The sequence below is a fragment of the Hyphomonas sp. genome (genome assembly GCF_046313735.1).
Lineage (GTDB): Bacteria > Pseudomonadota > Alphaproteobacteria > Caulobacterales > Hyphomonadaceae > Hyphomonas.
Genome location: NZ_JBKBXW010000011.1, coordinates 87,132 through 96,030, shown reverse-complemented (window position 1 = coordinate 96,030; position 8,899 = coordinate 87,132). Strand labels below are relative to the sequence as shown.

Annotated in this window: 10 protein-coding genes; 4 read left to right on the top strand and 6 right to left on the bottom strand. The window is 64.4% G+C overall.

The window, feature by feature from the left end; genetic code table 11:
- The first annotated feature begins 168 nt into the window (after positions 1-168).
- Positions 169-540: a DUF2853 family protein gene (locus tag ACK4SV_RS07470; RefSeq protein ID WP_409917189.1), complete on the top strand. Its 372-nt coding sequence runs from the start codon at positions 169-171 to the stop codon at positions 538-540.
- A gap of 88 nt (positions 541-628) precedes the next feature.
- Here the strand turns inward: ACK4SV_RS07470 and ACK4SV_RS07465 are convergent, their stop codons facing one another.
- From ACK4SV_RS07465 to ACK4SV_RS07440, 6 genes are all read right to left on the bottom strand, one after another.
- On the bottom strand, positions 629-1,171 hold the full coding sequence (locus ACK4SV_RS07465; protein ID WP_409917188.1) for a hypothetical protein: 543 nt from the start codon (positions 1,169-1,171) through the stop codon (positions 629-631).
- A gap of 99 nt (positions 1,172-1,270) precedes the next feature.
- Entirely contained in the window at positions 1,271-2,407 is a 1,137-nt protein-coding gene (locus ACK4SV_RS07460) for an acyl-CoA dehydrogenase family protein (RefSeq protein ID WP_409917187.1), read from the bottom strand.
- Positions 2,407-2,724, bottom strand: a complete 318-nt coding sequence (locus ACK4SV_RS07455; RefSeq protein WP_409917186.1) for a hypothetical protein — start codon at positions 2,722-2,724, stop codon at positions 2,407-2,409. The genes ACK4SV_RS07460 and ACK4SV_RS07455 overlap by 1 nt, the downstream gene beginning before the upstream one ends.
- Positions 2,725-2,728: 4 nt before the next feature.
- A complete protein-coding gene (locus ACK4SV_RS07450) occupies positions 2,729-3,943 on the bottom strand; it encodes an acyl-CoA dehydrogenase family protein (protein WP_409917185.1) in 1,215 nt (404 codons plus the stop codon).
- 69 nt (positions 3,944-4,012) lie between these two features.
- On the bottom strand, positions 4,013-5,527 hold the full coding sequence (locus tag ACK4SV_RS07445; RefSeq protein ID WP_409917184.1) for a glycosyltransferase family 2 protein: 1,515 nt from the start codon (positions 5,525-5,527) through the stop codon (positions 4,013-4,015).
- Between the two features lie 40 nt (positions 5,528-5,567).
- The gene (locus tag ACK4SV_RS07440) at positions 5,568-6,548 is read right to left on the bottom strand and encodes an NAD(P)/FAD-dependent oxidoreductase (protein WP_409917183.1); all 981 of its coding nucleotides are present in this window, start codon (positions 6,546-6,548) and stop codon (positions 5,568-5,570) included.
- A 120-nt stretch (positions 6,549-6,668) separates the two neighbouring features.
- On the opposite strand from ACK4SV_RS07440, the gene ACK4SV_RS07435 reads away from it, so the two are divergent.
- The 3 genes from ACK4SV_RS07435 (at position 6,669) to ACK4SV_RS07425 (ending at position 8,826) form a co-directional block, all read left to right on the top strand.
- The gene (locus ACK4SV_RS07435; protein WP_409917182.1) at positions 6,669-8,261 is read left to right on the top strand and encodes a deoxyribodipyrimidine photo-lyase/cryptochrome family protein; all 1,593 of its coding nucleotides are present in this window, start codon (positions 6,669-6,671) and stop codon (positions 8,259-8,261) included.
- 19 nt (positions 8,262-8,280) lie between these two features.
- Entirely contained in the window at positions 8,281-8,409 is a 129-nt protein-coding gene (locus tag ACK4SV_RS07430) for a DUF2256 domain-containing protein (RefSeq protein ID WP_409917181.1), read from the top strand.
- A gap of 231 nt (positions 8,410-8,640) precedes the next feature.
- Positions 8,641-8,826: a hypothetical protein gene (locus ACK4SV_RS07425; RefSeq protein WP_409917180.1), complete on the top strand. Its 186-nt coding sequence runs from the start codon at positions 8,641-8,643 to the stop codon at positions 8,824-8,826.
- The last annotated feature ends 73 nt before the right edge of the window (positions 8,827-8,899 follow it).

Sequence of the window (8,899 nt, the reverse complement as noted above, 5' to 3'; positions counted from 1 at the left end):
GTACACACACTTTATTGTGTGCAGGCTATATTGTTGTGGAAAATGGGTTGATCCCCACAACGAATGCCGCTTTAGCTGCAGGGGAGGCATATTGCCTCCGCCAATGCATTCGTGACTGTTCCGCAAGTGTGCCGATCCGGCGCTGCGGCCCGAAGAAGGAAACTCCTGATGAGCACAACCGGCAAGGCGCCCAGCGCCAAGGAAGTGATGTTCGAAAAATACATGTCGGACCTGAAAGAAAAGGTCGGCGAGGCAAAGCCCGATGTTGCGCTGCTTGAAGCCTGCATCAAGGCATGCGGACCTTCGATCTATCGCGCCGATGCCGCAACGGTGGCGGCTTCTGACAAGGCGGAAGTTGAGCGCGTCCTCAAGAATTTCGTCGAAAAGCGCCTCGGTGTGACGGATGAGGCAAAAGCCGCAGCCGCGTTCAAGGCCGCGGTTGAAAAATATGGCCGCGCCGTGCGCCAGAAGCACCGGCCGGTGATGTATTACCTGATCGCGAAAGAACTTCGCAAAGCGGCTGCGCTGAAGAACGCCTGACGCAATTTCAGCAGGCAGAACAAAAAAGCCGCCGCTCCGGCAATCCGGGGCGGCGGCTTTGTCTTGTGCGCGATGAATGCTGGGCAGATCAGCGCTTGGAATCGCGCTTTGCCTGGCTGCGGGCGTTGTTGGCGCGGGCGGCGCCTTTCATCGTGCGCAGGTTCGGGAACGCTTCATTCTTTTTCGACGGCGCGGATTTCATGCCTTTGCCGGCTTTCTTGGTGGCGGGCTTGCGGGCAGCGGCGCCTTGCTTGCGGGCGAGAGCGTCCTTGAGGGCGGCCTGAGTCTTTTCTTTCGCGGCGGCAGCTTCCTCGCGGGCCGTCCGGCGCTCGACAATGCCGAGCTTTGTCTCGAACCGCTCCAGCGTTTCGGCGAAGAATTCGCGCTTCATCACGGTGGAGGCATTGCCGGTGGGCGTACGCTGGCGGGTCGGCTCTGCCTTGCCGCGGATTTCGCGGGACTGCTTGCTGGCAAGGTCTGCATACTTGTCGCGCAGCTTACGGGCGCGGGTGATCCGCTGACGGAGCATCTTCGCATCGAGCTGCGCGATGATCGGCGGAAAGCTCTCATTCGCCAGCGCGAATTCAGCGGCGGTGCAGAGCGGCTTTGCATCTCTTCTGGAAATAGCCATGGTGTTTCGTCCTTTGCGTTACTTCGCGGAATTGCATTCCACATAACGCAGCAAGGCGAAAATCAAAGCCTGAATGTGTGAACGCTGGCGGTGCGCGCCTCAATATCCGTTGAGACGCGCGTAACGATCCCGGTGCCAGCTGGCAGATCCGTACAGCGCTTCCTGCACACGCGCGCGCTTCATGTAGAAGCCCGGCTCGGCCGCATCGGTCATGCCGATACCGCCATGCATCTGCACACATTCGTTCGAGACCAGATGAACAAGCTCGCTGGCTTTCGCTTTTGCGAGGCTCGCAAGTTCGGCCACATCGGTCTTGCCGGCATCGACTGCGGCGAGCGCGGCCATGATGCAGGAGCGCGTCATTTCGAGGTCTACGAACATTTTTGCGGCGCGGTGCTGCAGCGACTGGAAGGAGCCGATGAGCTGGCCGAATTGCTTCCGGTTGTTGAGATATTCCAGCGTCATGTCGAACGCAGCCTGGGACGAGCCCAGCATTTCGGCAGCAAGGCCGATCGCGGCGCGGTCGAGCACAGGATCGAGAATGTCTGCGCCTTCATCGGCGGGGCCGAGGAGCGCGCTATCGGGAACATGGACACCTTCGAGGCTGACATGCGCGGCGCCATGGCTGTCGACTGTGTTCAGGGACTGGATCGACACGCCCTTTGCATTACGCGGCACGAGGAACAGGCTGAGGCCGTGGCGGTCGCCGGCTTCGCCGAAGGTGCGCGCGACGACGATCAGCATGTCGGCATGGTGTGCATCGGGCACGTATTTCTTCAGGCCATTGAGCGTGTAGCCCTGCCCGTCGCGTTCGGCTTCGGTGGCGATGTTGTAGGGCGCGAAATGCGCGCCTTCATCGAGGGCGAGCGCGAATGTGGTTTCGCCGCCGGCGATTTTCGGCAGCCATTCGGCCTGCTGAGCGGGGTTGCCGCCAAGCTGGAGCGCGGAGGCGGCGATCAGCGCAGTCTGCAGGAGCGGCGTTGCGGCGAGCGTGCGGCCCTGCGCCTCTAGCACCTGGCCGAGGCCCATGAGGCCGAAGGTTTCCGCGCCCGGCTCATCGGGAATGATGACGCCGAAGAAACCAAGCTCGGCAAGTTTCCGGCGCGTCGCGTCATCCTTGCCGTTTGCGCCGGCATCGCGCAGCGCGCGCAGATGGGTCACGGGCAGTTCATCGCGGGCGAACGCCATGGCCGTTTCGCGCAGCATTTCCTGGTCTTCTGTCAGCACAAAGCTCATCAAAAATTCTCCCTGATCTTTTTCGAACGCTGCGCTTCTCGATGCGCAGCCAGCATTTCAGAAAATGGTTTTCCCAATTTTCGTCCCGTCCAGTAAAGCAGCCCCCAGATGGCGACCATGACAATCGCAATCATTATCTCGGACGGAGGGATTCGTCGCGCGCCGGACTGGATCAATATCATTCCCATAAAGCCCATCATTGGCAGATATGCGATGGCCGAGCCGAGATAGCCTGCTGCCCTGTTGGCCGCGAAGAGCTGCGCAATGACGCCGCAGGCCATCGGGTAAACCATCAACAGCACGCCGACCCATGACATCGCTCTACTGATGATCTTTCAGCCCCAGCACGCGCTTGGCGATGACGTTGAGGTTGATCTCGGAGGTGCCGCCCTCGATGGAGTTGCCTTTCGAGCGGAGCCATTGGCGGGTGACGCGCTTGGCATTCTTGTCGAAGCCCTCCCCTTCCCAGCCGAGGCCTTCTGTGCCGAGGGCTTCGATCAGGAGTTCGTGGCGGTCCTGGTTCATCTTGGCGGCGCCGTATTTCAGGATGGACGCGGTGTGGCCGACAGCCTGGCCGGCCTTTGCCTGTTCGGTCTGGCGCTGGACGGTGAGGGCGAAGGCCTTGGCATACATCTTGTGGTCCGTGATGCGGCCCCGCAGGTCGCCGTCTGCGACGCGTCCGGTTTCGTCCGTACCCACATGTTGCTTGGCATAATCCTCCGGCCCGAGGATGCCGGAGCCGCCCGTGCCGCCGAAGCCGCCAGCGGAGATGGACGAGCGCTCGAACTGGAGGAGGCGTTTGGCGATCTCCCAGCCGCCATTGACCCGGCCGACGAGCTGGTCCTTGGGCACCTTCACATCGGTGAAGAAGGTTTCGCAGAACGGGCTCTCGCCGGAGATCAGCTGGATGGGGCGCGCTTCCACGCCGGGTGATTTCATGTCGAACAGGATGAAGCTGATGCCCTCATGCTTGGTCGAGGGATCTGTGCGCACGAGGCAGAAGATCCAGTCGGCCTTGTCGGCATAGGAGGTCCAGACCTTCTGGCCGTTGATCAGGTAATGATCGCCCTTGTCTTCGCAGCGTGTCTGTAGGCCGGCGAGGTCGGAGCCTGCACCCGGCTCGGAATAGCCCTGGCACCAGCGGATCTTGCCCTTCACGATGTCCGGGATGAAGCGCAGCTTCTGTTCGTGATTGCCGAATTCGAGCAGGGCCGGGCCAAACATCCAGAGGCCAAAGGAGAAGAGCGGCTGGCGCGCCTTGATGCGGCGCATTTCCTGTTCCAGCACGCGGGCCTCGGCGCGATTGAGACCGCCGCCGCCATATTCCTTCGGCCATTCCGGCGCGGTCCAGCCCTTCTCGCCCATCCGGTCGAGCCAGACTTTGGAGTCCGGGTTCTTGAAGGTCGCGTTGCGCCCGCCCCAGACGACTTCATCATCCTTCATCGGGGTGCGCATGGAGGGGGGGCAATTCTCCTCCAGCCATTTGCGGGCCTCGAGGCGGAATTCTTCGAGTTGCTCGGCAGTATCATAAGCCATGGCGGCGCTCCCTCAGGCAATCTTGTCCGGATGGCTTACACTATGCCCGCACGCACCCGCCGCCAAGCGTCACGCAGCGTCAGAGGCCTCCGCCCGGGTCAGCCCGGAACGCATACCGAACGTTCCGGTGCCGAAATGACCGGGTGCGTCTCCGGTATGTTCATGCGGGGTCTTGGCCCAGAAATGCGGCCGCCGGAGAAGGCCGTAGACCGCGCGGGCCATCGCAATGCTCTGCAGCGGCCAATAGAGCGGAAGGGTCAGCGCGAGGAAAAGGCGAGGCAGCCCCCTGCCCCCGGGCGCAATGAGCGCGATGAAGAGGCTGGCAACGTAGCTGAACCCGGCAGCCGCAAGGAACACGGGCGAGGGAGCGAGTTCGGGCACGGCCATTCCTACCAGCAACCACAGGACCCAGGGGCCGTGCACGAGAGCCGCAAGGAGCGCTGCACCGAGCGTGAGCTGCACCGAGAGGAAGCTGGCGAAGCCAAGCTCCCGCAGCGCAGAAACAGGACGGCGCATGATGACCAGCCAGGTCTGCAGGTAACCCTTCAGCCAGCGCGAGCGCTGGGCGATCCAGACGCCAAGCCGCTCTGGCGGCGCCTCCAGTGTTGGCGGGGTAATCATCCCAACCTTGTAGCCCGCCCGCGCGAGGCGGAGACCGAGGTCTGCATCCTCCGTCACGTTCCACGGATCCCAGGCACCCGCTGAGACGAGACTGCGGCGCCGGAAATGGTTGCTGGTGCCGCCAAGCGCGATGGGAAGCCTGAGCGCAGCGAGGCCCGGCATCAGCCGGCCGAACTGGATGGCGTATTCAAGCGCCCAATGGGCGGCGAGCCAGCCGCGCGCGCCATGACCGGCAAGCGGGGCCTGAAGGCAGGCGAGCTGCGCCGGGCCTTTCCGGAACGCACGGATTGCGGCCAGCAGCTGATCCGGATGCGGACGATCCTCTGCATCGAATACAACCACAAACTCTCCGCGCGCCTGGGCAAGACCATAGTTCAGCGCACGCGGCTTGGTTCGCGGTTCGCCCGGCGGCACGATCAGGAGTTCAGCATCGCCCGGCCAGCATTCGGCCAGCAGCGCGTCACGGGTCGCCGTGTCGCCAGCTTCGATAAGCAGTTTCAGGTCAATGAGGCCTGCCGGATAGTTCAGCCTGCGGAGGGATTCTGCAAGTTGGGGGATGGTTGCCATCTCATCCTTCAGGGCAATCAGAATCGTGTAGACGGGCAGCTTAAGCAATTCGAACGGGCGCCCGGCAGGCGGCCCGGACGAAGCCGGGGCCCCTGTCAGGCACGCGGCAAGCCGGAAACAGATGGCTGCGAGGAAAAATCCGAGCAGGCAGGTTGAGGCAAGGACAAGACAGGCCTCGAGCCAGAGGAGCGCCGCTATACCCGTGAGCGCGGCGAGCTGTTTGACGGCGCGCCCCTGATCAGGTGTCAGGGTTTGCCAGGCCGAATGCGACGGCGCCTGTTCGGCAAACGCCCAGGCGGCCCTGTGAGCCGCGCGAAAGTCCGGGGGCGGCTCTGCAAGCTGCCCTGCGGCGAGGTCTTTGGCCCGCCCTGTGTATCCTTCCCCATCCGCGCCCACGGAGAGATATCCACAGGATTTTCACAGAGCATCCCACACACTACAGGTTGAATTCGTTTCTGGGTCGTAACAAATGCTCCGCGAGCGTGTGGCCGCTGAGCCAGGCAGCTTCAACGCGCGCGCCCAGATGCCAGTCGCCGCAGGTGGCGATGGAAAGATCCGCATCCGCCATGAATGGCTGGCCAAGAGGCTCGGCGACGCGCGCATAGCGCCAGCGATGCGCCGTGATGAATGCCGGAACGGGCGCACGGGTCAGATGACTGAATTCTGCCGCGAGGAGACTGGCAGCCTCTTCCGGCGTCAGCTCGATATGCCGGGACGACCAGTCCGCGGCGGCCTGCACCACCCAGGCATCCGCGTCTGCGCGTCCGGGCTTGGAGCTGCCTCGCGCCGCCCAGGCAATCAGTGAAGCTCCGGGGGGCGGCTCGATCGCATCCAGCTCAATCCCGAGGGGCACGTCATGGACAAGCATTGCGGTCCAGCATGGCAATGACCTTATCCGGCCCGCTGCCTCTGAGAGCGCCGGGGCAGGACCGGCCAGCAGGGGCGCCGCCTGCTCGGCCGGAACAGCAACAATCACCCGGCTGAACGGGCCCTCCTCCAGCCCATCCTCCATCTGCAGCCACCATTCCCCAGGCGCGCCCGTGATTGCTGTCACGCGCGTGGACCAGCTTACGGCCAGACCGCCAGACAGGCTGCGGATGACGGCATTCATACCAGGCTGGCCGACATACCACGCCTCGCCGGGCAAACCGCCGAGACGGCGGGGCGACCAGGCGGCCACAGCGCCTTCGGCGATCCAGCCTTCAACGGCCGCGCGGAATGCCGGGTCGCGGGCTGTGAAATACTGAGCGCCATGGTCGAAACTGACTTCGCGCCCTTCCAGCAGAACGCGGCGGCTGGCCATGCGCCCGCCGGGGCCCCTGCCCTTGTCAAAGACGCTGATCTCAAGGCCCGCATTCGCCAGCTTTCTGGCCGCAGCGAGGCCGGCAATTCCCGCCCCGATAACTGCAATGCGCATGTCGAACTCCTGCATGGCACCCTTTTCCACCCCACCTAGGCCGCAGGCGGCGCGGGTCCATATTGCCGGTGCGGATCAGGGGGACTTGCCGCCCGAAACAAACTGTTCTATCTTTGTTCCATGTCCGGCGTTCATGTTGTCTGGTTCAAACGCGATCTGAGGGTGCATGATCATGCAGCCCTGGCGGCGGCTGTTGCCAGCGGAAAGCCGGTGCTGCCGCTGTATGTTTTCGAGCCGGGCTACTGGGCGCTGCCCGAACATTCCCGCCGGCAATTCGACTTTGTGGCGGAATCGCTGACGGAGCTGGCGGCCGCATTGTCTGCGCGCGGTGCTGACCTGGTCATCCGGACGGGCGACGCCATCAGCATCCTGACGGACATGCACCGGGAGTTCGGGATCGAGGCCATCCATGCGCATGAGGAGACCGGGCTGGACTGGACCTTTGCCCGGGACCGCGCGGTCCGCCGCTGGGCGCGCAATGCCGGAGTATCGGTCCGCGAGCAGGTCCAGCACGGTGTCGTGCGCGGCCTGAAGGACCGGGATGGCTGGGCTGCGCGCTGGGAATCGCTGATGCAGCGGCCCCGGATTGTGGCGCCGGAGCACATCGTCAGCGCCGGGGCCTCAACGGACGGCTTGCCGCGCGCCGGCGACCTGGGACTGGGGCCAGACGACTGCCCGGGGCGCCAGCCCGGCGGGCGCGCGGCGGGCGTCGAATGCCTGCGCAGTTTCCTGTCAGAGCGGGGGCGTGGGTACCGGGCGGACATGGCCAGCCCGCTGGCAGGCGCCTCGGCCTGCTCGCGCCTGTCACCCCATCTGGCCTTCGGGACGATTTCGATGCGCGAGGCATGGCAGGCAGCGCGCCGGGCCCGCGCCGGCCACCTGGCGCGAGGCGATGCGGAGTATGCGGCGTCCGTCGCGAGCTTCATCTCGCGGCTGCACTGGCATTGCCACTTCATCCAGAAGCTGGAGGACCAGACCTCGATAGAGCATCGCAGCCTCCATCCGGCCTATGACGGGCTGCGCCCGGCACCGGCCCGGGATGATCCGCGCCTCGCCGCCTGGGCAGAGGGGCGCACGGGCTTTCCGTTTGTGGATGCCTGTATGCGGTCGCTTCGGGCGACGGGCTGGCTGAATTTCCGGATGCGGGCGATGCTGATGGGCTTTGCAGCGCATCATCTCTGGCTGGACTGGAAGCGGCCGGCAGAAATCCTCGCCAGCCTGTTCACCGATTTCGAGCCGGGCATCCATTACCCGCAGGCGCAGATGCAATCGGCGACCACCGGCATCAACACGCCCCGGATCTATAATCCGGTGAAGCAATCGCATGACCAGGACCCGGCCGGCGCGTTCATCCGGCAATGGGTGCCGGAGCTGGCGGCCTTGCCGGATCAATGGCTGCACGCACCCTGGCAGGCGCCGGCCGGGGTGCTCACCCATGCCGGCGTCGTGCTCGGCCAGACCTATCCGATGCGGATCATCGACCATATGGCCGCCGCAGAAGAGGCGCGCAGCCGGATCTTTGCCCTTCGGAAAGGGCCGGGCCATGCGGCAGCCGCCGATGCGATCCAGATGCGCCATGGCAGCCGGCGTGCGGGAATTCCGTTCCGGGGTGAACGCCCGGCGGGCCGGAGCCGTCCGAGAAAGCCGGGGGAGAGCGCGCAGCTGAGCCTGGATCTTGCCGGAACGTCAAACGGGCACGCGCGTGCCTCGTAAGGGCGGCACAGGGCGCAACGTGCCGCGGCAGGAGCTGCCGGTGAAAACCTGCGCCGCGTGCGGCCGGCCGTTCAGCTGGCGCAAGAAGTGGGAACGGGTCTGGGACGAGGTGCGCTACTGTTCCGACCGGTGCCGGCGGAAGCGCTGACGCGCCCAATTCATCCATATTGAATACCGATAATTGTTGTCTCGGCCCCGGAACCGGGGATCATATTGTTTTTCAATAAAAATATCGCCTTGATTTTATTGATAATTATTTTTTTTCGATAAATTCATATTGAAAAACAATATGCGCGATGCTAACTAGTCCGTGTCGGCGGCAAGCAACGAAACGCCAAAGACAAACGGACAAGCAAACCAGCCAGAAGGAGTATCAGCCATGTCCCCCCTCGCCCGTCTCAGCGACAACGGAACCCTGCGGTTCGACGGTGTCCTGGCCTACGGCCTCGTCTCCGGCGATGCCGCAATCCGGTCCCGGCCCGCAAATGACGCCGGCGAAGTGGGCCGGCCCAACCTCCTGGTCGCCCGCCGGCGCCGCCAGAACCGCCGCGACGCCCGGGCTTAGCGGTCCCAGCGCCGCCGCGTTTGCCCCCGGGGCCGGAGGGGGGGCCCCCCCCCCCCGGGCGGGGGCGGGGGCG

What these genes read in the sequence shown, in the direction of transcription:
- ACK4SV_RS07470 (WP_409917189.1), top strand. Translation starts at nt 169, where the DNA reads ATGAGCACAACCGGCAAGGCGCCCAGCGCCAAGGAAGTGATGTTCGAA.
- ACK4SV_RS07455 (WP_409917186.1), bottom strand. Translation starts at nt 2,724, where the DNA reads ATGTCATGGGTCGGCGTGCTGTTGATGGTTTACCCGATGGCCTGCGGC.
- ACK4SV_RS07450 (WP_409917185.1), bottom strand. Translation starts at nt 3,943, where the DNA reads ATGGCTTATGATACTGCCGAGCAACTCGAAGAATTCCGCCTCGAGGCC.
- ACK4SV_RS07440 (WP_409917183.1), bottom strand. Translation starts at nt 6,548, where the DNA reads ATGCGCATTGCAGTTATCGGGGCGGGAATTGCCGGCCTCGCTGCGGCC.
- ACK4SV_RS07435 (WP_409917182.1), top strand. Translation starts at nt 6,669, where the DNA reads ATGTCCGGCGTTCATGTTGTCTGGTTCAAACGCGATCTGAGGGTGCAT.
- ACK4SV_RS07425 (WP_409917180.1), top strand. Translation starts at nt 8,641, where the DNA reads ATGTCCCCCCTCGCCCGTCTCAGCGACAACGGAACCCTGCGGTTCGAC.
- ACK4SV_RS07465 (WP_409917188.1), bottom strand. Translation starts at nt 1,171, where the DNA reads ATGGCTATTTCCAGAAGAGATGCAAAGCCGCTCTGCACCGCCGCTGAA.
- ACK4SV_RS07460 (WP_409917187.1), bottom strand. Translation starts at nt 2,407, where the DNA reads ATGAGCTTTGTGCTGACAGAAGACCAGGAAATGCTGCGCGAAACGGCC.